The sequence below is a fragment of the Mycobacterium sp. NPDC050441 genome (assembly GCF_040655355.1).
Classification (GTDB): Bacteria; Actinomycetota; Actinomycetes; order Mycobacteriales; family Mycobacteriaceae; genus Mycobacterium.
This window is the reverse complement of record NZ_JBFAJS010000001.1, coordinates 39,505-63,275: the sequence shown is the minus strand read 5'-3', so window position 1 is coordinate 63,275 and position 23,771 is coordinate 39,505. Positions and strand designations below refer to the sequence as shown.

Genomic DNA, 23,771 nt, shown 5'->3' with positions numbered 1-23,771 from the left:
TCACGCCGAAACTACGGTTTCTGATGGATTTCGCTCGGAATCCGTCACAACCCGTAGTTTCGGCGTGAGTGTTTTGCGGGGTAGCCCGCTCTGCGGAGAGCGCTGCCGACGCGGGCGACGATCTCAGGCTGCCGATAACGCAGTTGACGGGCACTGACCCGAACTATCGTCCAGCCCCGTACGGCCAGAAACTCCAGGCGCTCGATATCGCTTTCGTGGATTTCCGGACTGCTCCAGTGCTGATCTCCGTCGTACTCAATGCCGACCATCCACTCCGGCCAACCCATATCGATCCGCCGCCGTACCCGGCCCCACTCGTCGGCCACCGGAATCTGCGTGACGGGCCGGGGCAGCCCATCCCGGATGAGCACCAGGCGCAGCCGGGTCTCCTGCGGGGATTCGGCTCCCGCGTCGGCGAGGTCGAGTGCCCTACGTAGCCGACGGATCCCTCGGGCGCCTGGATAGCGCTCGGCGATCCGCGCGACCCGGTCAACGCCCACGTGGGTGACGTTCAGCAGCGCGTCGATCCGGATGATCGCGGTGTCGAGCCGTTGTCGTCGCCCGATGTCGTAGCAGGTACGGGCGACGCTGGTGCAGGTCATGTCGCCGACGATGAGAAGCTCGTCGTCGGCGATGACGCCCGTGTGGATCACGATCCCGGGCGGCGAGGGCTGGCGGATGCGGGACAGTTCGGCCGGCGCATACTCTGGCAGCCATTTGCTGCCCAGGACCGCCGCCGCCGAATACCCGGCAAGCGTGGCGTTGCGCCCGGACCACAGCCACGCGGCCATCGCCCGGTCGTGCGCAGTCAGCAGCAAACCTGTTGGCGCATAAACATTCTGGTGCACCATGACATATTTGGACCGCAACATCTGACGGGTGACGGATCCGGCCGCCATCGCCTCGCTGCCCACGATGATCTGCCCCACCGATATTGGACGCGGGGCACAGGCAAGCGGTTCCCGCGCGCGCCGAGACCACGGGTTATGGCGGAATAGCGGCGAAATCCGTCACTAACCGTAGTGTCGGCGCGATCGCCGCAAGATCAGGCGTCAGCCAACCGCTTCTTCTCCGCCTCGACGTCGAAGTCTGCCGGCGGCCACGACATGTTGAGGCCTTTGAGTGCCTCGATGAGCAGTTCGGTGATGGCGAGCCGGCTGTACCACTTCTTGTCGCACGGCACGATGTGCCACGGCGCGTAGTCGGTCGACGTCTTCTCCAGCATGGCCTGGTAGGCCTCCTGGTACTTGGGCCACAGCAGCCGCTCGTCGATGTCGGCCGGGTTGTATTTCCAGTACTTGTCGGGCCGTTCGAGCCGCTCGGCCAGCCGCGCCTTCTGCTCGGCGAGTGAGACGAACATGGCCACCTTCACCAGGGTGGTGCCGGAATCGACCAACTCGCGTTCGAAGGCGTTGATCTCGTCGTAGCGGGCGCCCCAGACATCCGGCGGTACTAGGTTGTGCACGCGGACGATCAGCACGTCCTCGTAGTGCGAACGGTCGAACACCCCGATGTGCCCGGCCGGCGGAAGGGCGTTGCGAATCCGCCACAGATAGTGGTGGGCCCGCTCCTCCTCGGTCGGCTTGCCGAAGCTGGTGTACCGGATGCCTTGCGGATTTGCCGCTCCCACAACATGTTTGACGATTCCGCCCTTGCCGGCGGTGTCCATGCCCTGAAGGATCAGCAGAATCGAGCGGTTGTCGTCACCGCTCTTGGAGCGGGCGTAGAGCATTTCCTGCAGCGAGGCCAACCTCAGATTGCGCTCGGTCTGCAGGGTAGGCGCATCGCTCTTGTTGCCGCGGAATCCCGGAGTGCTGTTGGCGTCGATGCGCGCAACCTGGTCGCCTGGACGAAAAACCAGTTGATCGTGTGGTTCGTGGGTCCACAGCGCAGGCAGGTCCTTGTCGGTCACCCGATCAGTCAAGCAGTTGTGGCGGCAAAACCGGTGATGGGTGTGGCAGTGAGTTGAACTTATCCAGCGAGCCGCCGACTTCGACGATGCCGCACAGCGCGTTCCAGGACAGCATGGTCAGGTAGTCGATCAGGTCATCGGCGGTCATTCGCGGGTTCGACATCCACGAGTGGGTGGCCAGCTGGACCCCACCGACGGTGTGGAACGCCCACGCCTCGGCGCCGCGGGTGTCCATGCCGGCCTGGGCCATCCGGCGGCGCAGCATCACGGCGAGCATGCGCGCGATGATCTGCTCGGAATCGGCGACGGCCTTGCTCTTGCTGGCCGAGTTGTTGGCCATCACGAAGCGATACGGTTCCGGTTCGGCCGCAACGGTTTCCACGTAGACCTTGATGATCTCGCGGGTCAGGTCGAATCCGTCGAGGTTCGAGGACAGGGCGGCAGCCATGTTCGGGATCAGGGTGGTCTGGGCGAACCGCATCATCACTGCGGTGGTGAGGTCGTTCTTGTCGACGAAATAGCGGTACAGCACGGTCTTGGACACGCCGATCTCGGCAGCGATCTCGTCCATACTGACGTTGCTGCCCAGGCGCCGGATCGCTTCCAGGGTGCCGTCTACCAATTCATTGCGGCGCTCCACCTTGTGCTGGTGCCAGCGCCGCTTGCGTCCATCGGTCTTCACCGTCACCGGCGGAGTCTGCTGTGCCACTGTCGCAGTAGTCCCATTCCCTAGTTCCACTTGATACTACGGCGAATCTGCGGATACCGGCTTGAGGGTCAGGCCTTCAGTCGCGGCGATAGCGCAAGATGGAAACGTGGCACATCGAACCGACGCGGGAGTCCGCGCGAATCCGGGCCCGCGGCAAAGTTTTGCCGAGACGCTGGCCGGTGCGGACAGCGCTGCCGATGCCGAACGCATACGGGGTTTGCGGACAATGAAGCTGGTAGCGCTGAGCTTCCTGGTCGGCGCCACCGTGATCTTCCTTTTGTGCACGTGGGCGCAGTCGCGGGGAGCGGCCGGCTGGGTTGGGTATGTGCGCGCGGCGGCCGAGGCGGGCATGGTCGGCGCGCTTGCCGACTGGTTCGCGGTGACCGCGTTGTTCAAGCATCCGCTGGGTCTGCCGATTCCGCACACGGCCATCATCAAGCGCAAGAAGGACCAGCTGGGCGAGGGGTTGGGCACGTTCGTCCGGGAGAACTTCATGTCTCCCGAGGTGATCGCGACCAAACTGCACGATGCCCAGGTGGCGGGCCGGTTGGGCAAGTGGCTGTGTGACCGTCCGCATGCCGAGCGGGTGGCCGCCGAGGCGTCGACGGTGCTGCGGGTCGGGGTCGAGATGCTGCGCGACGAGGACGTCCAGCACGTACTGGACCGGATGATCGTCAAGCGAATCGCCGAGCCCAAATGGGGCCCGCCGATCGGCCGGGTGCTCTCCACACTGCTCCAGGAGGGCCGTCAGGAAGCGCTGATCCAGCTGTTGTGCGACCGGGCGTTCCAGTGGTCGCTGAACTCCGGTGAGGTGATCGAGCGCGTGATCGAGCGGGATTCGCCGACCTGGTCGCCGCGCTGGATGGACCACCTGGTCGGTGACCGGATCCACCGGGAGCTGATGGACTTCACCGACAAGGTGCGCCGCAACCCCGACCACGAGCTGCGCCGCTCGGCCACCCGGTTCCTGTTCGAGTTCGCCGACGACCTGCAGAACGACGAGGCGACGATTCAGCGCGCCGAGAACGTCAAGGAACAGATCATGGGCCGCGACGAGGTGGCGCGGGCGGCCGAGACCGCGTGGGCGGCGGCCAAGCGGATCATCCTGGAGTCGGTGGACGATCCGTCGTCGGCGCTGCGCACCCGGATCGCCGACTCGGTGATGCGCATCGGGGAGTCGCTGCGCGACGATGCCGAGCTACGCGACAAGGTCGACAGCTGGATCGTTCGGGGGGCAAAACACCTGGTCGCCGAGTATGGGACCGAGATCACAGCAATCATCACCGAGACCATCGAACGCTGGGATGCCGACGAGGCGAGCCGCCGGATCGAGCTCCATGTGGGCCGTGACCTGCAATTTATTCGGATCAACGGCACTGTGGTGGGCTCGTTGGCGGGCCTGATCATCTACTCGATAGCCCAACTACTCTTCTGACCTGCGCTAACTAGTGCTTGCAAAAGTTAGCACCCCGTCGTAGCGTGAATTTTGTCGTTAACGGATACACGGCCTACGAGGGGAATGACATGGCGCAAGACGAAAATCTCGCGGCTGTCGTCTCCAGCGCTGCGCAGGACATCGGAAGCTTCATCCGGGCCCAGCGTGAGGCGGCGCAGGTATCGGTTCGGCAGCTGGCCGAGAAGGCCGGCGTCAGCAATCCCTACCTGAGCCAGATTGAACGGGGATTGCGGAAACCCTCCGCCGACGTGCTCAACCAGATCGCGAAGGCACTTCGGGTGTCCGCGGAAGTCCTCTATGTGCGCGCCGGGATCTTGGAGCCCAGCGAGCCCAGCGAGGTCCGCGACGCCATCGTCAACGACGTGGGGATCACCGAGCGGCAGAAGCAGGTGCTGCTCGATATCTACACATCGTTCCGGCAGCAGAACGAAGCCGAAGCAGGTGAGGAGCAGACATCTGATCCGACTGACTGACACCTCACCAGCTGCCCGATAACCATTCGCACGAAAAGCCATCCTGAGAAAGGAATTCGCATGACCGAGAAGACTCAGCCCACCATCGAAGACCTCAAGGCCCCGCTGCTGGCCGCCGTCGGCGCTGCCGACCTGGCCCTGGCCACGGTCAACGAGATCGTCGCCAGCCTGCGTGAGCGTGCCGAAGGCGCGCGCACCGATGCCGAGGCCCGCGTCGAGGAGAGCCGTGCCCGCCTGAACAAGCTGCAGGAAGAGCTGCCGACCCAGTTCGGTGAGCTGCGCGAGAAGCTGAACTCCGACGAGCTGCGCAAGGCCGCCGAGGGCTACGCCGATCAGGCCACCGCGACCTACAACAAGCTGGTCGAGCGCGGCGAGGCCGCACTGGAGCGCCTGCGCAACCAGCCGGCCATCGAAGAAGCCGCCAGCCGGGTCGAGGGCTACACCGACCAGGCCGTCGAGCTGACCCAGGAGGCCCTGGGCACCGTGGCGACCCAGACCCGCGCGGTCGGCGAGCGTGCCGCCAAGCTGGTCGGCGTCGAGCTGCCGAAGAAGGCCGAGAAGGCTGAAGCGCCTGCTGCCGCCCCCGCGAAGAAGGCCGCCCCGGCCAAGAAGGCCCCGGCTGCTCCGGCCAAGAAGGCTGCCACCCCGGCCGCCAAGAAGACCGCGGCCGCTCCGGCCAAGAAGGTCACCCAGAAGTAGAACCGGTGTTGATCGGCGGGGCCTGAGCCCCGTCGGTCGACGCTGACGATGACGCCCGCATAGGCTGGTGAGGTGCAACTTGCCAACCTTGCGGGCGTCATTATTTCCGTACTCGGCTACCTGGTCGTTCTCGTGGCCGTGTACGCCTTCGTGCACGCGGCCCGGCAGCGTCCGGATGCCTATACCGCCACCGGCAAGCTCACCAAGCCGGTATGGCTGGCCATCCTGGGCGTGAGCGCGGTGCTGACACTGCTGGTGGGTGGTGTGTTCATCCCTGTCATCGCGGCCTGCGCCACCGGCGTCTACCTCGTCGATGTGCGGCCCAAACTGCTCGAAATCCAGGGAAAGTCGCACTGACCCGATGCGTTCGCCAATGGCCGCGCTCGGCGCGGCATGCCTCGCGCTGGGCGCGGCACTGACCTGGGCCCCCAATTCGGTCGCCGACCCCGGTGACCACGTCTACGTCGACCACGTCGAATGGGCCAAATGGGGTGACCTGTCCAGCCTGCGCGTCTATCCCACCGACACCGCCCGGGCACTGACCCGCCAGCCGGGCAGCGCCGCGCAGGCCGACCAGGCCTGGGCCGAGGTGCTGGCCCTGTCCCCGGATGCCGACCTTCCCGGGATGCGTGAGCAGTTCCTGTGCCACTGGACGTTCGCCGAACTCGCCGAACCCGGTAAGACCAGCTGGAATCTGGAGCCGTGGCGGCCCGAGGTCGCCCCCGAGGTGATGCTGGCCAGCGGGTGCAATCCCGGCGGCAGCGAGGAACCGTTCTGATGGGCAGCTATACCCGTGCTCAGGTAGCCGCCCTCGTGGACCACACCCTGCTCAAGCCGGAGGCCACCGTGGCCGACGTCGAGAAACTGGTGGCCGAGGGCGCCGACCTCGGGGTGTTCTCGGTATGCGTGTCGCCGACGCTGGTGGCCGCCGCGGCCGCGGTCGCCCCGTCCGGCCTGGCAGTGGCCGCGGTGTCCGGCTTCCCGTCGGGCAAGCACCTGGCCGAGATCAAGGCCCGGGAGTCGCAACTGGCCGTCACGGCTGGCGCCTCGGAGATCGACATGGTGATCGATGTCGGAACCGCGCTGACCGGCGACCTCAATACGACCGCGGCAGAGATCGCCGCGGTGCGCGCCGCCGCGCCCAGCGCCACGCTCAAGGTGATCGTCGAGTCCGCGGCGCTGCTGGAGTTCGCCGGCGAGGCGTTGTTGCAGGACGTCTGCCGGGCCGCTGTCGGCTCCGGGGCCGACTTCGTCAAGACCTCCACCGGCTTCCACCCCAGCGGGGGCGCCTCCACCCGCGCCGTCGAGCTGATGGCGCGCGCGGTGGGTGACGGCATCGGGGTCAAGGCCAGCGGCGGCATCCGCACCGCCGAGGCGGCCGTGGCGATGCTCGACGCCGGGGCCACCCGGCTCGGCCTGTCGGGCACCAGAGCGGTGCTCGACGGCCTCACCGGCTAACCGACGCGGCCGCCGAAACTACGGGTTCTGATGCGATCGAGCTGGATAGCCGCAAAAACCGTAGTCTCGGCGCGGAAAACCTAGAGCTTGTCGAAGCAGGGGTCCTCGGTGGCCTTGGGCATCGACGCATTCGTGGTGGAGAACTTCGCCACCACGCCGCTGTCGGTGACCTGCACGCTGTCGGCGTGGATCCCCATCGGGTAGTTCTCGGTCAGCTGGGCGGTGAACTTGTCCAGGATCGGCTGCAGGGTCTCCCGCGGCCAGGACAGGCCGATCGCGCTCAGGTCGACGATCTGCAGCGAGATGCCCTTGTTGACCACCGTGGGCTTGGCCGTGATGGTGCCGAGCAGGCCCTTGAGTTCGATAGTTCCGTTGGACGGGTTGGTCCGCACATCCGAGATGGCCGAGCCGATGAACGGCAGCTGGACCATGTCGGCCACGCTCTGGCGGATGCCGTCGGTGTTCCACGTGATGTCGGCGACCAACGAGCCCACGGTGCCGCTGGCATCAGCGGTCTCTTTGATCCGCACGTCCTCGATGCCCAGCTTGACCTTCATGCCCTTGGCGTTGCGGATCTGGTTGCCCGCGGTCTCGATGTTGATGTTGGTGTAGTGCCCGGTCACGTGCTGCATCAAGAACGGCGGCAGCGGGTCGAACGATGCTGTGGCGCCGTCTTCCACGATGCATTCCACGATCGAGGCGACGATCTTGTCGGCACGACTGCGGGCAAACAGCTCACCGCCGAGCACACCGGCGGCGACCAGGGCCACCACGATCACGAAGACCAGCACCACCGACAACGGATCCGACAGCAGCTTCTTGACCTTCGCCAGTGCCGACGTGTCCTGCGGCGGCTGCTGAGCGTCGGATGCCGGCTGCTCAGGCTGATCGGGTGAGGGCGGCTGCGGCGGCAGCTCCGCCGAAGGAGCTGGCGGGGACTGGTCGGTTGGGCGAGCCCAGGGATCGGTCACCCCAGCGATTGTGCCTTACCGAACTGAGCGAACTGTGAGCGGTTCTGCAGCACAGCGATGGTGTCCCGGACCTGGTTGGCGGCATCGAGGTCGACGTCGAAGACCAGCAACTGCGGGTCGGCGTCGGCCGCGGCGAGAACCTCACCGGTCGGGGAGGTCACCAGACTGCCGCCGACACCCGTCGGCCCGACCTTGGCGATCTCATCGCCCGGATAGGCCTGGTCCACCGCGGCGATGAATCCGGTGGTGTCCAGCGCCCGGGCCCTGGCCAGCAGGGTCCACTGCTCGAGCTTGCCGGGCCCGGATCCCCAGGAGGCGTGCACGGTGATCAGCTGGGCGCCGCGACGGGCCAGCTCCACATAGAGCTCCGGGAACCGGATGTCGTAGCAGGTGCTCAGGCCGACGGTGACCCCGTCGACATCGATGGTCACCGGCTCGAAACCCGGTGCCACAGTGCGTGATTCGGCGAATCCGAAGGCGTCGTAGAGATGGATCTTGTGGTAGTGCGCGTCCACCCCGGGACCGGTCGCGATCAGGGTGTTGGTGACCCGCCCGTCCTGGCTGGGGGCGAACATCCCGGCCACCACGACGACCCCGGCCTGCGCGGCGATCTCGCGCACCGCCGTCGCCCACGGTCCGTCGAGGTCTTCGGCGACGGGGCCCAGCGGCACCCCGAACCGGCACATCGTGGCCTCGGGGAACAACACCAACCGGGCGCCGTCAGCGGCGGCGCGCCGGGTGTACTCGTCGACCAGCGCCAAATTCGACGACGGGTCCGCGCCGGTGGCGATCTGCGCCAGGGCAATTCGCATGCGGTTCAGCTTAGTGGCGCGATGGTCGTCCACGGGACTGTGAGCACCCCGTCGCGCAACCGGCGGCGCGGTGCGGCGACGGGGTAGCCCTCGGCCCGCAACAACTCCACCATGGCCCGCCAGCGCACCCGCGGCCCGAACACTCCGTGCCCGGCCGCGCTGGCCCAGGCCCGGTCGGCCGCGCCGAGCAGCGCGTGGATCGGCTGTCCTTCGACGTTGTGGTGGATCAGCACCTTGGGCAGCCGCTCGGCCAGATCCGACGGGCGCTCGATGCTGAACGGGTCACACGCCAAGGTGAGGCTCACCGGCCCGTCGGCGTCCAGCAGCACCCAGCAGCATCTGCGGCCCAGCTCGTCGCACGTCCCGTCGACGATCAGTCCGCCCGGGGCCAGTTGGCGCGTCATCGTCGCCCAGGCCTCGGGCACCGCCTCGGCCGGATACTGACGCAACACGTTGAACGCCCGCACCAGCACCGGACGCAGCCCGGCCAACTCGAACCCGCCGAGGGCGAATTGCACGTCGCTGCCGTCGGCCATCGCCCGTGCGGTGGCCACGCGTTCGGGGTGGATCTCCAGGCCGACGACGCGCACATCGGGGCGCACCGATTGCAGCCGCGCGGCCAATTCGAGCGTGGTCACCGGCAGTGCGCCATACCCGAGGTCGACCACCAGCGGGTCGGCGGCGGCCCGCAACACGCTGCGCACCCGCGGCGAGTGCACCAGCCAACGGTCGCTGCGGCGCAGCCGGTTGTACCCGGTGGTGCCGCGGGTGACCGCCCCGACGGGTCTAGACGTGCTCGGCGATCCAGTCAGCGGTGAACGCCCCCTCGATGGTGAACACGTCGTTTACGGACTGCAGGACCAGATCTTCGAGCTTGCCCCCGACCAGGGGCATCGGCACCTTGCACGTGCTGTCGGCCCGCAGCCGGCTGCCCGAGGCGACCCCGGTGAGCGCATAGCGGCCATCGAGCCGGCCCGGGGCATGCGAAACCGACGCGGCGTAGTGGCCGTTCGCGCCGTGCGGGTCGAAGGGGCCGAAATACTGCTTGCGGGTGATGGCCAGGTCGAGCGGTATCACCGACCGCAGGATCGCGGGCAGCTCCGCGCGCGGCAGCACCTGCCGGAACTCGACCGCGATTCCGCGCTCGTCGGCGCTGAAGGCCGTGATGTCGGATTTTCCGGGTGTGAGGTCGTCGTACCGGTCCATCAGGGCCTGCCAGTACTCGGCATTCGCGTACACGGCGTAGATCGTTTCGGCGGGTGCGTCGAACGACATCGTCGACTGCCGGGATCGGCTCATGGCTACCGAAGGTACCGCCGGGTTCAGGCGTGATCGGTGATCCACACCGACGTGAACCGTTGTTCGGCGGTCAACAGGTCGACCAACTGCGCGCCGATGAAACTCTCGATCTTGCCGCCGACCAGCGGCACCCTCACCTCGACCGTGATGTGTACCGACAGCCGGGACCCGCCGCCGGTCGTGGCAAGGGTCGTGGTTCCGGACAGGGACACCGGCGCCCCGGCGACGGAGCCCTGCACCGTGCCGTGGGAAGCGCCGTCACGGATCGGCTGCCAATGCTCCTCGCGCCGGATTTTCAGATCGCCGCGGTGAAACTGCGACACCAGGCCGGGCAGTTGGCTTGCCCGCAGGATCTGCGTGGTGACCGCCTTGATATCGCCGCCGTCGGTCACGGTCAGCGCGTCGAGCGTGGTTGCGTCGGCCCCGGAATCGGCCAGCCGGGCCCGCCAGTACCGTTCGTCAGCGAATGCCCGGTGGACCTGTTCGACGCTGCCTTCGTAGTCGGTGGCCATGTCGAATGATCGAGGCATAGCTGGTCAGGCTACCGTTACGGCCCGTGGTCAGTTCGTATGTTGCCGGTGTCGCGGTCGCCGAGTCGGTTGCGCTGGCCCCACTGACCACTCTGCGGGTCGGTCCGGTGGCGCGCAGGGTGCTCACCTGCGCCAGTACCGATCAGCTCATCGATGTGCTGCGCGCGGTGTCCGATCCGATCCTGGTGCTCGCCGGCGGATCCAACGTGGTGCTGGCCGACGACCTGTCCGACACCATGCCGGACCTCACCGTGGTGCGCGTGGCCAACACCGCGATCACGGTTGAGGGTGACCTGGTGCGCGCCGAGGCCGGCGCCGTGTTCGACGACGTCGTCGTCGCCTCGCTGCAGCACGGGCTGGGCGGGCTCGAATGCCTCTCCGGGATACCGGGTTCGGCCGGGGCCACCCCGGTGCAGAACGTGGGTGCGTACGGGGCCGAGGTCGCCGACACCATCAGCCGGGTGCGCCTGCTCGACCGGCGCACGGGTGAAGTTGGTTGGGCCGCACCGGAAGAGCTCAAGTTCGGCTACCGCACGAGCATCCTCAAACACTCCGATGCCGTCATCGTGCTCGAAGTCGAGTTCGCCCTTGATCGGGCGGGCCGCAGCGCACCGCTGCGGTACCGCGAACTGGCCACCGCGCTGGGTGTCGAACCGGGGGAGCGTGCCGACCCGATGCGTGTTCGCCAGACCGTGCTGCGGTTGCGCGCCGGCAAAGGGATGGTGCTCGACGCGCAAGACCACGACACCTGGAGCGTCGGGTCGTTCTTCACCAACCCCGTGGTGTCGCAGGCCGAGTTCGAGCGGGTCCAGGCGACGTTCCAGGCTGCCCGGGAATCGGCGGCCGGACAGGTGCCTCATTACCCCGCGCCCGACGGGGTCAAGCTCGCGGCAGGCTGGCTCGTCGAGCATGCCGGGTTCGGCAAGGGGTACCCGGGTGACGGTGCTCCCGCGCGGCTTTCCACCAAGCATGCGCTGGCTCTGACCAATCGTGGCGAGGCGAACACTGCCGATGTGATTGCCCTGGCCAGGGCGGTGCAGGCGGGTGTTTTGGACCGCTTCGGGATCATGCTGCACCCCGAACCGATTCTGATTGGGTGCGATCTATCAGTACCCTAGATCCACGTGAGCCCTGCCGGTGATATAGAGGCCGATGCGCCGTTGTTCAATCGGCGGCGTGCCCTGACGGTGTTGACCATTGGAATGGGAGCCGGACTGCTGGCTGCCTGCTCGAGGGAATCGTCGGTATCCGCGCCTGAGGCCGAGCGGACCGCGACGCCGACGGTGACCTACGAGCCTGCCGCCGACTCCGAGGACGTGCTGCCGACGGCGCCGGTCGGAGTGAAGGTCGAGAACGGCGTGTTCCAGCGCGTCAGCCTGACGAATACCAACGGCAAGGTCGTCGCCGGCAAATTCAACAGTGACCGCACCGCGTTCACTGTCACCGAACCCCTCGGCTACGAATCCACCTACACGTGGGCAGGCGCCGTGGTGGGGCAGGACGGCAAGGCCGAATCCGTGCAGGGCAAGTTCTCCACCGTCGCCCCGCAGAAACAGGTCAACGGTCAGTTCCAGCTCGCCGACGGCCAGGTTGTCGGCGTGGCCGCGCCGGTCATCCTGCAGTTCGACGCCGCGATCGACGACAAGTACCGGGCGACCGTCGAAAAAGCTCTTCAGGTCACCACCACGCCGCCCGTCGAGGGCAGCTGGGCGTGGCTGCCCGACGAGGCCGGGGGCTCGCGCGTGCACTGGCGGACCCGGGAGTACTACCCGACCGGAACCAAGGTGAGCGTCAAGGCGCCGCTGTACGGCGTCAGCTTCGGTGACGGCGCCTATGGTGGGGCCGACTCGACGCTCGACTTCGAGATCGGGCGCCGCCAGGTGGTCAGGGCCGAGGCATCCAGCCACCGCATCCAGGTGCTCGACGGATCCGGCGCGGTGATCATGGACTTCCCGTGCAGCTACGGCGAAGGCGATCTGGACCGCAACGTCACGCGCAGCGGCATCCACGTGGTCACCGAGAAGTACGAGGACTTCTGGATGACCAACCCCGCCGCGGGGTACAGCAATGTGCACGAACGCTTCGCGGTGCGGATCTCCAACAACGGCGAGTTCATCCACTGCAACCCCAACAGCATCGGTTCGCAGGGCAACACCAACGTGACCAACGGCTGCATCAACCTGAACCTGGAGAACTCGCAGCAGTACTTCAACAGTGCGATGTACGGCGACCCGGTCGAGGTGACCGGCACCCGGATCGAGCTGTCCTATGCCGACGGCGATCTCTGGGACTGGGCGGTGGACTGGAACGAGTGGAAGTCCATGTCGGCGCTGTCCTCGGAGGATTCGCCGACGAATCTTCCTGCGTCCGCCCCGGCGACGCCGACGGACGCTCCGACACTGTCCGGCACGCCCACGACCACCACGCCGCCGAAGCCCACCCCGGGCGGCTGAGCCTCTGCGCCGAAAACAACGCAATGGTCGTTGCGCCCTCGCGCCAACGACCGTTGCGTCACTTTCGTGAGCGTTACTTCCGGTTGAAGCGCCCGTGCGGGGCCTGATCGCGCGGACGGATCACGATCTGGTCGAGGTTGACGTGTGAAGGCCGTGACGCGACGAACCCGATCACCTCGGCGACATCCTCGGCCACCAACGGGGTGATGCCCCGGTACACGTTGTCGGCGCGTTCCCGATCACCTTCGAAGCGCATCAACGAGAAATCGGTCTCCACCGCGCCCGGGGCAATCTCGGTGAGCCGCACCGGTTTTCCGAGAAGTTCGCCGCGCAGCGTGCGGTGCAGGGCGCCCTGGGCGTGTTTGGCCGCGGTGTAGCCCGAGCCGCCGTCATAGGTTTCGAATGCCGCGATCGAGGTGACGGTGACGATCAGGCCGTCGCCGGAGGCGATGAGTTTGGGCAGCAGCGCCCGGGAGACCCGCAGGGTGCCGAGCACGTTGGTTTCCCACATCCACTGCCAATGTTCCAGGTCAGCGTCCAGGACGGATTCCAGCCCCCGGGCCCCGCCGGCGTTGTTCACCAGCACATCCACCCGGCCCAGCTGGGCCGCCAAGGCGTCGACCGCGTCCTGGTCGGTGACGTCCGCCACAATCGCGGTCCCGCCGATCTCCTCGGCCAGCGCCTGGACCCGATCGGCCCGGCGGGCCGCACAGATTACGTGAAAGCCCAGGGCGGCAAGGGATCTGGCCGTCGCGGCACCGATTCCGGCGCTGGCGCCGGTAACCACTGCCACCCGTTTTTCTGACTGTGGTGTCGTCATCTGACCAACTTTAGATGGCGTGCTAAGTTCTTCGTGTGTCCCGGAATCTCCAGTCCCGCTTCGCGCGGCGTGCGTGTTGTTGTTGCGCACCCCGCCGCGCCTGACTGAACCCGGACACCGTTTTCCCGTCCTGCTGAGTCGCCAGGTGTGGTCCCACCCCACCAGCCGACCTCCAGTAAGGACCATTCACGTGACCACCGCCATCGCCGCTCCCCTTCGGAAGCGCACCAGTAGCTCCCCGGCTTCGTCCGTCTCTTCGGCCGGCACTTCCGCGCGGACTGCCCGGCCGCTGTCCGCCGCCTCGCGCTACCCGCAGTCGCGGCTGTTGCACATCGTCGCCCCGTCGCTGAAGGTGCCCGACGCTGCCGCGGCATCGGTCTTCAGCGCCGTCCGCACCCGTGGGCCGATCGCCCGGGATGCCATCGCACAGCTCACGCAGTTGAGCATCGCGACCGTCAACCGTCAGGTCACCGCACTACTCGACGCCGGAATCCTGCGTGAGCGTGCCGATCTCGCGGTTTCCGGGGCCATCGGACGGCCCCGCGTGCCGGTCGAGGTCAACCACGAGCCCTACCTCACACTCGGTATCCACATCGGTGCGCGCACCACCAGCATCGTGGCCACCGACCTGTTCGGTCGCACCCTCGACGTGGTCGAGACGCCGACCCCATCGGGATCCCAGTCCGCGGCGTTGGCCACGTTGGCCTCCAGCGCGCGCCGGTACCTGAGCCGCTGGCACCGTCGCCGCCCGCTGTGGGTCGGGGTGGCCGCCGGTGGCGTCGTCGACGGTGCCACGGGGTATCTCGATCACCCGCGGCTGGGGTGGGCCGATGCCCCGGTGGGCCCGGTGCTCGCCGAAGCGCTGGCGCTGCCGGTGTCGGTCGCCTCGCACGTGGATGCGATGGCCGGTGCCGAACTGCTGTTGGGGGGACGCCGGTCTTCCCCGGAGGCCGTCGGTGCTCCGGCGCGGACCAGCCTCTACGTCTATGCCCGCGAGACCGTCGGCTACGCGCTGTCGATCGACGGCCGCGTGCACTCCCCGGCCAGCGGGCCCGGCACCATCGCAGGGCTGCCCGCGCAATCTGAATTGCTCGGAGGCTCTGGGCAATTGGAGTCCACCGTGAGTGACGAAGCGGTGCTCAACGCGGCCCGCAAGCTGCGGATCATCCCGGCCGAAGGGCCGTCCTCGACGCTGTCGACGGTGCTGCGCGCAGCCCGGCAGGGGAACGAGAAGGCGGTCGAGCTGCTGGCCGATCGGGCCCGGGTGCTCGGCGAGGCCGTCGCGTTGCTGCGCGATCTGCTCAACCCCGACGATCTGGTGCTCGGGGGCCAGGCCTTCACCGAATACCCCGAAGGCCTGCCCGTCGTGGAGGACGCCGTCACGCGCCGTTCGGTGCTGGGGCCCCGAGATATCCGGCTGACGGCGTTCGGCAACCGGGTTCAGGAAGCCAGTGCCGGCATCGTTTCGCTGGGCGGCCTGTATGCGGATCCGATCGGCGCCATGCGGCGTGCCCAAACTCGTCGATCGGCGGCGGTGTAGACATGTCTGTGTGCGTCTAGCCACAGACCTCGAGATTCCCCGCCGCGTTGCGGTGATATCCGTACACACCTCGCCGCTGGCGCAGCCGGGTACCGGTGACGCCGGCGGGATGAATGTCTACGTGCTGCAGACCGCGTTGCAGCTGGCCCGCCGCGGCGTCGAGGTGGAGGTTTTCACCAGGGCCACCTCGTCGTCGGACGCCCCGGTGGTGCAGGTGGCGCCCGGGGTGTTGGTGCGCAACGTGGTGGCCGGGCCGTTCGAGGGCCTGGACAAGTACGACCTGCCCACCCAGCTGTGCGCGTTCACCGCGGGGGTGTTGCGTGCCGAGGCGACCCACGAGCCCGGCTATTACGACGTCGTCCACTCGCACTACTGGCTGTCCGGTCAGGTCGGCTGGCTGGCCCGGGACCGCTGGGCGGTGCCACTCGTGCACACCGCGCACACCCTGGCCGCGGTGAAGAACGCCGCACTGGCCGCCGGTGATTCGCCCGAGCCGCCGCTGCGTGCCGTGGGGGAGCAGCAGGTGGTCGACGAGGCCGATCGTCTCATCGTGAACACCGAACATGAGGCACAGCAACTGGTTTCGCTTCACCAAGCCGATCCGGAGCGGATCGATGTGGTGCATCCCGGAGTGGATCTGGATGCCTTCACCCCCGGTGATCGCGACGCGGCACGCGCAGTGCTCGGTATTGCGCCGCGCGAGCAGGTGGTCGCGTTCGTGGGCCGGATCCAGCCGCTCAAGGCGCCCGACGTGCTGTTGCGTGCCGCCGCCAAACTGCCCGGCGTCCGGGTGCTGGTCGCCGGTGGGCCGTCGGGCAGTGGCCTGGCCGAGCCCGACACCCTGGTCCGCCTGGCCGATGAACTCGGTATCACCGACCGCGTGACGTTCCTGCCGCCGCAGTCCCGCGAACAGTTGGTCAACGTGTACCGCGCCGCCGATCTGGTCGCGGTGCCCAGTTACTCCGAATCCTTCGGCCTGGTCGCGATCGAGGCCCAGGCCTGCGGGACGCCGGTGGTGGCGGCCGCGGTCGGCGGTCTGCCGGTCGCGGTGGCAGACGGTGTCAGCGGCGCCCTGGTCGACGGGCACGACGTCGACGACTGGGCGGCCGCGATCGACGACGTGCTGCAGCGTGATCCGGGTCCGTTGCGGGTGGCCGCCGCGGCCCACGCCGCGCAGTTCTCCTGGGCGCACACCGTCGATGACCTGCTGAACAGCTACGCCCATGCGATGAGCGACTACCGGTCCCGGCACCGCAGGCCGTCGAACCGCCGCCCGGGGCGGCGGTTCGCGCTGCGTCGTGGGGTGCGGACATGAGCGAAGCTTGCGAGCGAATCATCGGCACGGAATGCGGTAACCGAGCCTGCGAGGGAGCCGCATGAGCGTCGAACAGACCATCATCGACACCCTCGACGAGCACGACCTCGTCTACCACCGGCACGAGGGCGCCCACGGCGGGCTGCCCGGCCTCGTCGTCGAGCTGCCGGGGGAGCGCAAGCTCAAGACCAACACCATCCTGAGCATCGGCGAGCACTCGGTGCGGGTCGAGGCATTCGTGTGCCGCAGGCCCGACGAGAACTTCGAAGGTGTCTACCGGTTCCTGCTCAAGCGCAACCGCAGGCTCTACGGCGTCGCCTACACCCTCGACAACGTCGGCGACATCTACCTCGTCGGCCGGATGTCGCTGGAGGCGGTCACCGCCGACGAGATCGACCGGGTGCTCGGGCAGGTCCTCGAAGCCGTCGATTCGGACTTCAACACCTTGCTGGAACTGGGTTTCCGCTCGTCGATCCAGAAGGAGTGGGAGTGGCGGGTCTCCCGCGGTGAGTCGCTCAAGAACCTCAAGGCCTTTGAACATTTGATCGACGAGCGTCTGATCGACGACTGAAGCGTTCGTGAGAAGATCACACGCATGCCGACGCTGATCCTGCTCCGCCACGGTGAGAGCGACTGGAACCAGAAGAACCTGTTCACCGGATGGGTCGACGTCGACCTCACCGACAAGGGCCGCACCGAGGCGGTCCGCGGCGGCCACCTGATGGCCGAGCAGGGTGTACTGCCCGATGTGGTCTACACCTCGCTGCTGCGTCGCGCGATCACCACCGCCAACCTGGCACTGGATGCCGCCGACCGGCACTGGATCCCGGTGCACCGCGACTGGCGGCTCAATGAGCGGCATTACGGCGCGCTGCAGGGCCTGGACAAGGCCGCCACCAAGGACAAGTACGGCGAAGAGCAGTTCATGGCGTGGCGGCGTAGCTACGACACCCCGCCCCCACCGATCGAGAAGGGCAGCGAGTTCAGCCAGGACGCCGACCCGCGCTACGCCGACATCGGCGGCGGCCCGCTGACCGAATGCCTCAAGGACGTCGTGACCCGGTTCGTGCCGTACTACGAGGCGACGATCGTGCCCGACCTCAAGGCCGGCAAGACCGTCCTGATCGCCGCCCACGGAAATTCGCTGCGTGCGCTGGTCAAGTACCTCGACGGAATGTCCGACGAGGACGTCGTCGGGCTGAACATCCCGACCGGCATCCCGCTGCGCTACGACCTCGACGAAAACCTCAAGCCCCTGGTCACCGGCGGTGAATACCTCGACCCCGAGGCCGCCGCGGCCGGGGCTGCCGCGGTCGCCGCGCAGGGCGCCAAGAAATAGTTCGCTGGACACCCGGGCTTGCGGGCAAACAGCAGGTTACCGGGGGTTAACGACAGCCGAACACCTGTATTTGTCGGTGTGACTTGTCCCGTTTTGGCCGCACGCTGCTGGGATGACGTTCACCGGGTGCGTACGATTTTCGCGTGAGCTTGGTGTCGGCGTTACTGCTGACGGCGGTCGTGTCGTTGCTCGCGCTGATCGTCGGTGCGGGGGTGGCCGCCGTGGTCGCGCCCCGAATCGTCGCCAAGCGGCAGCAGCGCGAGGCCGATCAGGCCGGTCTGACGGTGTCGCAGATGCTGGCGCACATCGTGTCCGCAGCGCCCAACGGCATCGTCGTGGTCGACACGTTCAATGACGTCGTCTACGCCAACGACCGCGCCACCGAGCTCGGTGTGGTGCGTGACCGCCTGCTCGACGACCGGGCCTGGCGCGCAGCCGAGCAGGTGTTCGCCACCGGCCAGCCCATCGACGTCGATCTGTCGCCGCGCAAGCTCCCTCATCCCGGGCGGTCGGGGATCTCGGTGCGCGGCTGGGTGCGGCCGCTGAGCGGTGAAGATCGCCGCTTCGCCGTCGTCTACGCCGACGACCAGTCCGAGCACGCCCGGATGGAAGCCACGCGGCGTGACTTCGTCGCCAACGTCAGCCATGAGCTCAAGACCCCGGTGGGCGCCATGCGGGTGCTCGCCGAGGCGCTGCAGGCCTCGGCCGACGACCCGGACATGGTGCGCCGGTTCTCCGACAAGATGGTGGCCGAATCGCTGCGGCTGGCCGACATGGTCGGTGAGCTGATCGAACTGTCCCGGCTGCAGGGCGCCGAGCGGTTGCCGGATCTGGGGGCCGTCGACGTCGACACCGTGGTGTCCGAGGCGCTGTCGCGGCACAAGGTGGCCGCCGACAAGGCCGACATCTCGATCACCACCGACGCCCCGACCGGCTTCCGGGTGCTGGGCGACCAGACCCTGCTCGTGACCGCCATCGCCAATCTGGTATCAAATGCAATTGCGTACTCGCCCAACGGATCCGGCATATCCGTCAGCCGGCGCCGGCGGGGCGGCAGTGTCGAGATCGCGGTCACCGACCGCGGTATCGGAATCGCCAAGGCCGATCAGGAACGGGTCTTCGAGCGGTTCTTCCGGGTCGACAAGGCCCGTTCGCGCGCCACCGGCGGCACCGGGCTGGGCCTGGCGATCGTCAAACATGTGGCCGCGAACCACAACGGAACCATCCGGCTGTGGAGTCAGCCGGGCACCGGGTCGACATTCACTCTGTCGATTCCGGCCTATCCCGAAACCGATGAGTCGACAGGTGACTCAGACGACCGAGAGGATTAGCGAGACTTATGACCAGCGTGTTGATCGTTGAAGACGAGGAGTCGCTGGCCGATCCCCTGGCATTCCTGCTCCGCAAGGAAGGCTTCGAGGCCACCGTGGTGGCCGATGGTCCCTCTGCACTGGCCGAGTTCGAGCGCTCCGGCGCCGATATCGTCCTGCTGGACCTGATGCTGCCCGGGATGAGCGGTACCGATGTCTGTAAGCAACTGCGTGCCCGATCCAGCGTGCCGGTGATCATGGTCACCGCGCGTGACAGTGAGATCGACAAGGTTGTCGGCCTCGAGTTGGGTGCCGATGACTATGTCACCAAGCCGTATTCGGCCCGCGAGCTGATTGCGCGGATCCGGGCGGTGCTGCGCCGCGGCTCCGACACCGACGACGGCGCGATCGGTGACGGCGTGCTGGAAGCCGGCCCGGTGCGGATGGACGTCGAACGGCATGTCGTCAGCGTCAACGGGGAACAGGTCACGTTGCCGCTCAAGGAGTTCGATCTCCTGGAGTACCTGATGCGCAACAGTGGCCGGGTGCTCACCCGCGGCCAGCTCATCGACCGGGTATGGGGCGCCGACTACGTGGGTGACACCAAAACCCTTGACGTGCATGTCAAACGGCTGCGCTCCAAGATCGAGTCGGACCCGGCCAACCCGGTGCACCTGGTGACCGTGCGTGGCCTCGGTTACAAGCTGGAGGGCTGAACCCCGCGCTACTCGGCGGCGCGGGTCGCCGGATGCACGGCGACCAACCCAAGGGCGCTGCGCCGCCGGCACATCGCGGCCAGTTCGGCGTAGGCCTTCTCGCCGAGCACCGCGGTGAGCTCGGGGGCGTAGGACTCGAACACCGGGCGGGCGCCGACATGGGCGGCGGGGTCGCCGGTGCAGTACCAGTGCAGGTCGGCACCGCCCTCGCCCCAGCCGCGGCGGTCGTATTCGGTGATGACGGTGCGCAGGATCTGCGTGTCGTCGGGCCGGGTGATCCATTCCTGACTACGCCGGATCGGCAACTGCCAGCACACGTCGGGCTTCATGGTCAGCGGCTCGACACCGAGCTTGAGGGCCTTGCTGTGCAGCGCACACCCGATTCCGCCCGGGAAATCCGGCCGGTTCAGGAAGATGCAGGCCCCCCGGTACTTCCGGGTCCGCTGGTTGGGCTTGCCGTCGTACTCGTCGTCTTCCAGATAGCCCTTGCGGCCCAGGCCCTTGTCCCGGAACTGCCAGTCCTCGTCGGTCAGCTGCTTGACCGCGTCATCAAGCCGCGCACGATCGTCGTCATCAGAAAGGAACGCGCCATGCGAGCAGCAGCCGTCGTCCGGGCGGCCCTCGACGGTGCCCTTGCAGGCCGGTGTGCCGAAGACACACGTCCAGCGGGACAGCAACCACGTCATATCGGCCGCGATCAGATGGGTCGCGTCCTCCGGGTCGTAGAACTCCACCCATTCGCGGGCAAAGTCGAGTTCGACTTCGCCGGGATGCACATCTGTCACGGCGCAAACGGTACCCCCATACGGCGGAACGCATTTCCCAACCGCGGCACGACTCGCGGTGGGGAGTCCCACAGCCCGGGCGGGCGCATCTCGCGGGTTCGGAGGAGGTCCGGCCACGAAGCGCTGGTCGGCTGCGGTTAGGTTGGTCCAGTGCGGTTAGGCGTGCTCGATGTCGGGAGTAACACGGTTCATCTCCTTGTGGTGGATGCTCGCCGTGGCGGACACCCGACCCCGATGAGCTCCACCAAGGCGGCGCTGCGACTCGCCGAGGCCATCGACGGCTCCGGCAAACTGACCCGCAAGGGTGCCGACAGCCTGGTGGCCACGGTGGACGAGTTCGCCAAGATCGCCACCAGCTCGGGTTGTGCCGAATTGATGGCGTTTGCCACCTCGGCGGTGCGCGACGCCACCAACTCCGAGGAAGTCCTGGCCAGGGTGCGGGCGGAGACCGGGGTGTCCCTCGGTGTGCTCAGCGGGGTCGACGAATCCCGCCTGACGTTCCTGGCGGTGCGCCGCTGGTACGGCTGGAGCGCGGGCCGCATCATCAACATCGACATCGGCGGTGGCTCGCTGGAACTGTCCAGCGGGGTCGATGAGGAGCCCGAGGTGGCGCTCTCGCTGCCCCTGGGGGCGGGCCGGCTGACCAGGGAGTGGTTGGCCGAAGACCCACCTGGACGGCGCCGAGTCGCGATGCTGCGGGACTGGCTGGCCAACGAGCTCGCCGACGCCGGTACCACCATGCGCCGGGCCGGAAACCCGGACCTCGCGGTGGCGACGTCGAAGACCTTCCGGTCGCTGGCCCGACTCACCGGGGCGGCCCCCTCGGGCGCAGGCCCACGGGTCAAGCGGACCCTCACCGCCGCTGGATTAAGACAGCTCATAGCTTTCATCTCTAGGATGACAGCGGCTGACCGTGCCGAACTGGAAGGGGTGAGTGCCGAGAGGGCACCACAGATCGTGGCCGGTGCTTTGGTAGCTGAGGCTAGTATGCGAGCACTGGAGATCGATTCCGTCGACATTTGCCCCTGGGCGTTGCGAGAGGGATTGATTCTGCGGAAACTCGACAGCGAGGCCGACGGCACAGCCTTGGTAGAGACGTCGGCGCGCGACGCCGGACGTTAAGGAAAAGCTAGCCCCAAAGGCAACATAGGTATGACAGGACCAGAGAACAGCCCATCCGGCACCCGACCGATCTCGGTCGCGGAGTTGCTGGCAAAGAACGGGACGATCGGGGCACCCCCGGTCGGCGGTCGCCGTCGGCGTCGGCGCGGTAACAGCGACGCGGTGACCGTGGCCGAGCTCACCGGCGAGATCCCGGTCATCACCGATGACATGGAGCCTGAACCCCTCGATGAGCCGGTTCCCGCGCCTGACCCACTGGTCGACACCGCCGTCGTGGCGCCCATCCTGGACGAACCGCGCGAACCCCGCGAATCTCGTGAGCCGCGCGAACAACTGCGCGATGAGCCGCGGGTCCGCAACGGCGGCCCCCGGCCGCCTCGGGTCAAGCCGCCCGTGAGGCCGGCCGAACCCGATGAGGTGCGGGCCGAGGCCGAGGACGACTACGACGCGCACCTGGCCGCGCGCGACGCCGACCCCGAGCCCGTCGAATTCCGGCCACGTCCGCGCCGCGCGCAGCCCAAGCCGCCGAAGCGCGACTACCGGCCGTCGGGCACCGGTGCCGAGCGGATGAGCCCGGACCCCCTCTACGACCTACACGCGGACGATGCGGCAGGACCGGCCGACGCGCTGGTGGAGCCCGACGTCCACGACCGTCATGGCGTGGACTCCGTCGACGACACCGTTTACGACGACTACGCGGGCGACGACTACGACGATGACTACGGGGATCGCTCGTACTCGTCGCTCGGGCCGTTGTTCGGCGGAGAGTCCGTGGCCGACGAGCAAGCCCGCCGTCCACGTGGCCGCGACAGCGTCGATCTCGAACGCGACGAGCACCTGTCCGAGGGTGCTGGCGACTTCGACGAGCACGACGAATTCGACGAGGAGCAGCCGCCCGCCTCCCCGCTGGTTCGCGGGCTGTGGATCGTCGGTCAGTGCGTGATCGCGGTGGCCTTCGGTGCCGGCCTGTTCATCGCCTTCGATCAGCTGTGGAAGTGGAACACCATCGTCGCGCTGGTGCTCGGGGTGCTGGTCATCCTCGGCCTGGCCGGTGGCGTGCGGGTGGTCCGCAAGACCGAGGACATCGGCAGCACGCTGACCGCGGTGGCGGTCGGTGCCCTGGTCACCTTCGGACCGTTGGCACTGCTGCAGGCGAGTTAGTACTCCAGTACACAATTAGGTCGTGCGCCCAGCCATCAAGATCGGTCTGTCCACCGCCTCGGTCTATCCGCTGAGGACGGAGGCTGCGTTCGAGTACGCCGCCCGCCTCGGCTACGACGGCGTCGAGCTGATGGTGTGGGCGGAGTCGGTCAGCCAGGACATCGACACGATCGCCAAGATGTCGGCGCACTACGGAGTGCCGGTGTTGTCGGTGCACGCGCCCTGTCTGCTGATCTCGCAGCGGGTGTGGGGCGCCAACCCGGTCCCGAAGCTGGAACGCAGCGTGCGTGCCGCCGAGCAGCTGGGCGCGCAGACCGTCGTCGTGCATCCGCCGTTCCGCTGGCAGCGCCGCTACGCCGAGGGGTTCAGCGAGCAGGTCGCCCAGCTGGAGGCCGACAGCGAGGTCCTGGTGGCGGTGGAGAACATGTTCCCGTTCCGGGCCGACCGGTTTTTCGGTGCGGGTGGCACGTCGATCGAGCGGATGCGCAAGCGCGGCGGCAGGCCGGGCCCGGGCATCTCCGCTTTCGCGCCGTCGTATGACCCGCTGGACGGTGATCATGCGCACTACACGCTCGATCTGAGCCACACCGCGACGGCGGGCACCGATGCGATGGACATGGCCCGGCGCATGGGCGACGGTCTGGTGCACCTGCACCTGTGCGACGGCAAGGGCGCCTCCACCGACGAGCATCTGGTCCCGGGCCGCGGCACTCAGCCCACTGCCGAGGTGTGCCAGATGCTGGCGGCGAGCAATTTCTCCGGTCACGTAGTCCTCGAGGTCACCACCTCGGCGGCCAGGACGGCTTTCGAACGCGAGGCACTGCTGACCGAGTCGCTGGAGTTCGCCCGCACGCACCTGTTGCGCTGAACCTGATCCCGCCCACCCGCCCC

At 67.6% G+C, this 23,771-nt stretch carries 27 protein-coding genes; 17 read left to right on the top strand and 10 right to left on the bottom strand.

The window, feature by feature from the left end:
- Nucleotides 1–44 precede the first annotated feature (44 nt).
- The 3 genes from AB0I14_RS00380 to AB0I14_RS00370 form a co-directional block, all read right to left on the bottom strand.
- The gene (locus AB0I14_RS00380) at nt 45–929 is read right to left on the bottom strand and encodes a hypothetical protein (RefSeq protein ID WP_358014240.1); all 885 of its coding nucleotides are present in this window, start codon (nt 927–929) and stop codon (nt 45–47) included.
- 116 nt (nt 930–1,045) lie between these two features.
- Nucleotides 1,046–1,912 carry a polyphosphate kinase 2 family protein gene (locus AB0I14_RS00375; protein WP_358014237.1) on the bottom strand — a complete coding sequence of 289 codons (867 nt, stop codon included), beginning with the start codon at nt 1,910–1,912 and terminating at the stop codon, nt 1,046–1,048.
- A gap of 4 nt (nt 1,913–1,916) precedes the next feature.
- Entirely contained in the window at nt 1,917–2,621 is a 705-nt protein-coding gene (locus AB0I14_RS00370; RefSeq protein ID WP_358014234.1) for a TetR/AcrR family transcriptional regulator, read from the bottom strand.
- A gap of 106 nt (nt 2,622–2,727) precedes the next feature.
- Between AB0I14_RS00370 and AB0I14_RS00365 the strand changes: the two genes are divergently transcribed.
- The 6 genes from AB0I14_RS00365 to deoC all read left to right on the top strand — a co-directional run bounded on the left by AB0I14_RS00365 (nt 2,728) and on the right by deoC (nt 6,707).
- The gene (locus tag AB0I14_RS00365) at nt 2,728–4,056 is read left to right on the top strand and encodes a DUF445 domain-containing protein (RefSeq protein ID WP_358014231.1); all 1,329 of its coding nucleotides are present in this window, start codon (nt 2,728–2,730) and stop codon (nt 4,054–4,056) included.
- An 89-nt stretch (nt 4,057–4,145) separates the two neighbouring features.
- Nucleotides 4,146–4,550, top strand: coding sequence for a helix-turn-helix transcriptional regulator (locus tag AB0I14_RS00360; protein WP_358014228.1), 405 nt, complete (start codon nt 4,146–4,148; stop codon nt 4,548–4,550).
- A gap of 60 nt (nt 4,551–4,610) precedes the next feature.
- Nucleotides 4,611–5,249: a heparin-binding hemagglutinin gene (locus AB0I14_RS00355; RefSeq protein WP_358014225.1), complete on the top strand. Its 639-nt coding sequence runs from the start codon at nt 4,611–4,613 to the stop codon at nt 5,247–5,249.
- Nucleotides 5,250–5,321: 72 nt separating this feature from the next.
- The gene (locus tag AB0I14_RS00350) at nt 5,322–5,606 is read left to right on the top strand and encodes a DUF2516 family protein (RefSeq protein WP_358014222.1); all 285 of its coding nucleotides are present in this window, start codon (nt 5,322–5,324) and stop codon (nt 5,604–5,606) included.
- Between the two features lie 4 nt (nt 5,607–5,610).
- Nucleotides 5,611–6,027, top strand: coding sequence for a DUF2599 domain-containing protein (locus AB0I14_RS00345; RefSeq protein WP_358014220.1), 417 nt, complete (start codon nt 5,611–5,613; stop codon nt 6,025–6,027).
- Nucleotides 6,027–6,707, top strand: a complete 681-nt coding sequence (gene deoC, locus AB0I14_RS00340) for a deoxyribose-phosphate aldolase (protein ID WP_358014217.1) — start codon at nt 6,027–6,029, stop codon at nt 6,705–6,707. The genes AB0I14_RS00345 and deoC overlap by 1 nt, the downstream gene beginning before the upstream one ends.
- 80 nt (nt 6,708–6,787) lie before the next feature.
- Here deoC and AB0I14_RS00335 read toward each other — a convergent pair whose 3' ends face one another.
- Genes AB0I14_RS00335 through AB0I14_RS00315 form a run of 5 tightly spaced genes read right to left on the bottom strand, consistent with a single transcriptional unit; the run spans nt 6,788 to nt 10,319 of the window.
- On the bottom strand, nt 6,788–7,678 hold the full coding sequence (locus AB0I14_RS00335) for a DUF2993 domain-containing protein (RefSeq protein ID WP_358014214.1): 891 nt from the start codon (nt 7,676–7,678) through the stop codon (nt 6,788–6,790).
- Nucleotides 7,675–8,490: a carbon-nitrogen hydrolase family protein gene (locus AB0I14_RS00330; RefSeq protein ID WP_358014211.1), complete on the bottom strand. Its 816-nt coding sequence runs from the start codon at nt 8,488–8,490 to the stop codon at nt 7,675–7,677. The genes AB0I14_RS00335 and AB0I14_RS00330 overlap by 4 nt, the downstream gene beginning before the upstream one ends.
- Nucleotides 8,491–8,495: 5 nt before the next feature.
- The gene (locus AB0I14_RS00325) at nt 8,496–9,302 is read right to left on the bottom strand and encodes a class I SAM-dependent methyltransferase (RefSeq protein ID WP_358016647.1); all 807 of its coding nucleotides are present in this window, start codon (nt 9,300–9,302) and stop codon (nt 8,496–8,498) included.
- On the bottom strand, nt 9,277–9,789 hold the full coding sequence (locus tag AB0I14_RS00320) for a DUF2505 domain-containing protein (protein ID WP_358014208.1): 513 nt from the start codon (nt 9,787–9,789) through the stop codon (nt 9,277–9,279). Before AB0I14_RS00320 ends, AB0I14_RS00325 begins: the two co-directional genes overlap by 26 nt.
- Before the next feature lie 23 nt (nt 9,790–9,812).
- Complete coding sequence (locus AB0I14_RS00315; RefSeq protein ID WP_358014205.1) at nt 9,813–10,319, bottom strand: DUF2505 domain-containing protein; 507 nt, start codon at nt 10,317–10,319, stop codon at nt 9,813–9,815.
- A 26-nt stretch (nt 10,320–10,345) separates the two neighbouring features.
- Between AB0I14_RS00315 and AB0I14_RS00310 the strand changes: the two genes are divergently transcribed.
- Complete coding sequence (locus tag AB0I14_RS00310; protein ID WP_358014202.1) at nt 10,346–11,437, top strand: UDP-N-acetylmuramate dehydrogenase; 1,092 nt, start codon at nt 10,346–10,348, stop codon at nt 11,435–11,437.
- 6 nt (nt 11,438–11,443) lie between these two features.
- A complete protein-coding gene (locus AB0I14_RS00305; RefSeq protein ID WP_358014200.1) occupies nt 11,444–12,772 on the top strand; it encodes an Ig-like domain-containing protein in 1,329 nt (442 codons plus the stop codon).
- 73 nt (nt 12,773–12,845) lie between these two features.
- On the opposite strand, the gene AB0I14_RS00300 is transcribed toward AB0I14_RS00305, so the two are convergent.
- Nucleotides 12,846–13,592, bottom strand: a complete 747-nt coding sequence (locus AB0I14_RS00300) for an SDR family oxidoreductase (RefSeq protein ID WP_358014197.1) — start codon at nt 13,590–13,592, stop codon at nt 12,846–12,848.
- Between the two features lie 190 nt (nt 13,593–13,782).
- On the opposite strand from AB0I14_RS00300, the gene AB0I14_RS00295 reads away from it, so the two are divergent.
- From AB0I14_RS00295 to regX, 6 genes are all read left to right on the top strand, one after another.
- Entirely contained in the window at nt 13,783–15,132 is a 1,350-nt protein-coding gene (locus AB0I14_RS00295; RefSeq protein ID WP_358014194.1) for an ROK family protein, read from the top strand.
- A gap of 10 nt (nt 15,133–15,142) precedes the next feature.
- Entirely contained in the window at nt 15,143–16,447 is a 1,305-nt protein-coding gene (gene mshA, locus AB0I14_RS00290; protein ID WP_358014191.1) for a D-inositol-3-phosphate glycosyltransferase, read from the top strand.
- Between the two features lie 61 nt (nt 16,448–16,508).
- Entirely contained in the window at nt 16,509–17,018 is a 510-nt protein-coding gene (locus AB0I14_RS00285) for a YbjN domain-containing protein (RefSeq protein ID WP_358014188.1), read from the top strand.
- Between the two features lie 24 nt (nt 17,019–17,042).
- Nucleotides 17,043–17,786, top strand: coding sequence for a phosphoglyceromutase (locus AB0I14_RS00280; protein WP_358014185.1), 744 nt, complete (start codon nt 17,043–17,045; stop codon nt 17,784–17,786).
- Between the two features lie 143 nt (nt 17,787–17,929).
- Nucleotides 17,930–19,117, top strand: a complete 1,188-nt coding sequence (locus AB0I14_RS00275) for an ATP-binding protein (RefSeq protein WP_358014182.1) — start codon at nt 17,930–17,932, stop codon at nt 19,115–19,117.
- 8 nt (nt 19,118–19,125) lie between these two features.
- Nucleotides 19,126–19,812, top strand: coding sequence for a two-component sensory transduction protein RegX (regX, locus tag AB0I14_RS00270; protein ID WP_358014179.1), 687 nt, complete (start codon nt 19,126–19,128; stop codon nt 19,810–19,812).
- A gap of 8 nt (nt 19,813–19,820) precedes the next feature.
- Here regX and AB0I14_RS00265 read toward each other — a convergent pair whose 3' ends face one another.
- On the bottom strand, nt 19,821–20,597 hold the full coding sequence (locus AB0I14_RS00265) for a hypothetical protein (RefSeq protein WP_358014177.1): 777 nt from the start codon (nt 20,595–20,597) through the stop codon (nt 19,821–19,823).
- A 150-nt stretch (nt 20,598–20,747) separates the two neighbouring features.
- Between AB0I14_RS00265 and AB0I14_RS00260 the strand changes: the two genes are divergently transcribed.
- The 3 genes from AB0I14_RS00260 to AB0I14_RS00250 are packed head-to-tail and all read left to right on the top strand — an operon-like array spanning nt 20,748 to nt 23,748.
- A complete protein-coding gene (locus tag AB0I14_RS00260; protein WP_358014174.1) occupies nt 20,748–21,719 on the top strand; it encodes a Ppx/GppA phosphatase family protein in 972 nt (323 codons plus the stop codon).
- Nucleotides 21,720–21,749: 30 nt separating this feature from the next.
- Nucleotides 21,750–22,880 carry an FUSC family protein gene (locus AB0I14_RS00255; RefSeq protein ID WP_358014171.1) on the top strand — a complete coding sequence of 377 codons (1,131 nt, stop codon included), beginning with the start codon at nt 21,750–21,752 and terminating at the stop codon, nt 22,878–22,880.
- Nucleotides 22,881–22,902: 22 nt separating this feature from the next.
- On the top strand, nt 22,903–23,748 hold the full coding sequence (locus AB0I14_RS00250; RefSeq protein ID WP_358014168.1) for a sugar phosphate isomerase/epimerase: 846 nt from the start codon (nt 22,903–22,905) through the stop codon (nt 23,746–23,748).
- Nucleotides 23,749–23,771 lie beyond the last annotated feature (23 nt).

Bases quoted from the DNA above. Each gene is read 5' to 3' on its own strand.
- AB0I14_RS00360 (WP_358014228.1), top strand. From the start codon at position 4,146: ATGGCGCAAGACGAAAATCTCGCGGCTGTCGTCTCCAGCGCTGCGCAG.
- AB0I14_RS00355 (WP_358014225.1), top strand. From the start codon at position 4,611: ATGACCGAGAAGACTCAGCCCACCATCGAAGACCTCAAGGCCCCGCTG.
- AB0I14_RS00345 (WP_358014220.1), top strand. From the start codon at position 5,611: ATGCGTTCGCCAATGGCCGCGCTCGGCGCGGCATGCCTCGCGCTGGGC.
- deoC (WP_358014217.1), top strand. From the start codon at position 6,027: ATGGGCAGCTATACCCGTGCTCAGGTAGCCGCCCTCGTGGACCACACC.
- AB0I14_RS00330 (WP_358014211.1), bottom strand. From the start codon at position 8,490: ATGCGAATTGCCCTGGCGCAGATCGCCACCGGCGCGGACCCGTCGTCG.
- AB0I14_RS00320 (WP_358014208.1), bottom strand. From the start codon at position 9,789: ATGAGCCGATCCCGGCAGTCGACGATGTCGTTCGACGCACCCGCCGAA.
- AB0I14_RS00315 (WP_358014205.1), bottom strand. From the start codon at position 10,319: ATGCCTCGATCATTCGACATGGCCACCGACTACGAAGGCAGCGTCGAA.
- AB0I14_RS00300 (WP_358014197.1), bottom strand. From the start codon at position 13,592: ATGACGACACCACAGTCAGAAAAACGGGTGGCAGTGGTTACCGGCGCC.
- AB0I14_RS00285 (WP_358014188.1), top strand. From the start codon at position 16,509: ATGAGCGTCGAACAGACCATCATCGACACCCTCGACGAGCACGACCTC.
- AB0I14_RS00280 (WP_358014185.1), top strand. From the start codon at position 17,043: ATGCCGACGCTGATCCTGCTCCGCCACGGTGAGAGCGACTGGAACCAG.
- regX (WP_358014179.1), top strand. From the start codon at position 19,126: ATGACCAGCGTGTTGATCGTTGAAGACGAGGAGTCGCTGGCCGATCCC.
- AB0I14_RS00255 (WP_358014171.1), top strand. From the start codon at position 21,750: ATGACAGGACCAGAGAACAGCCCATCCGGCACCCGACCGATCTCGGTC.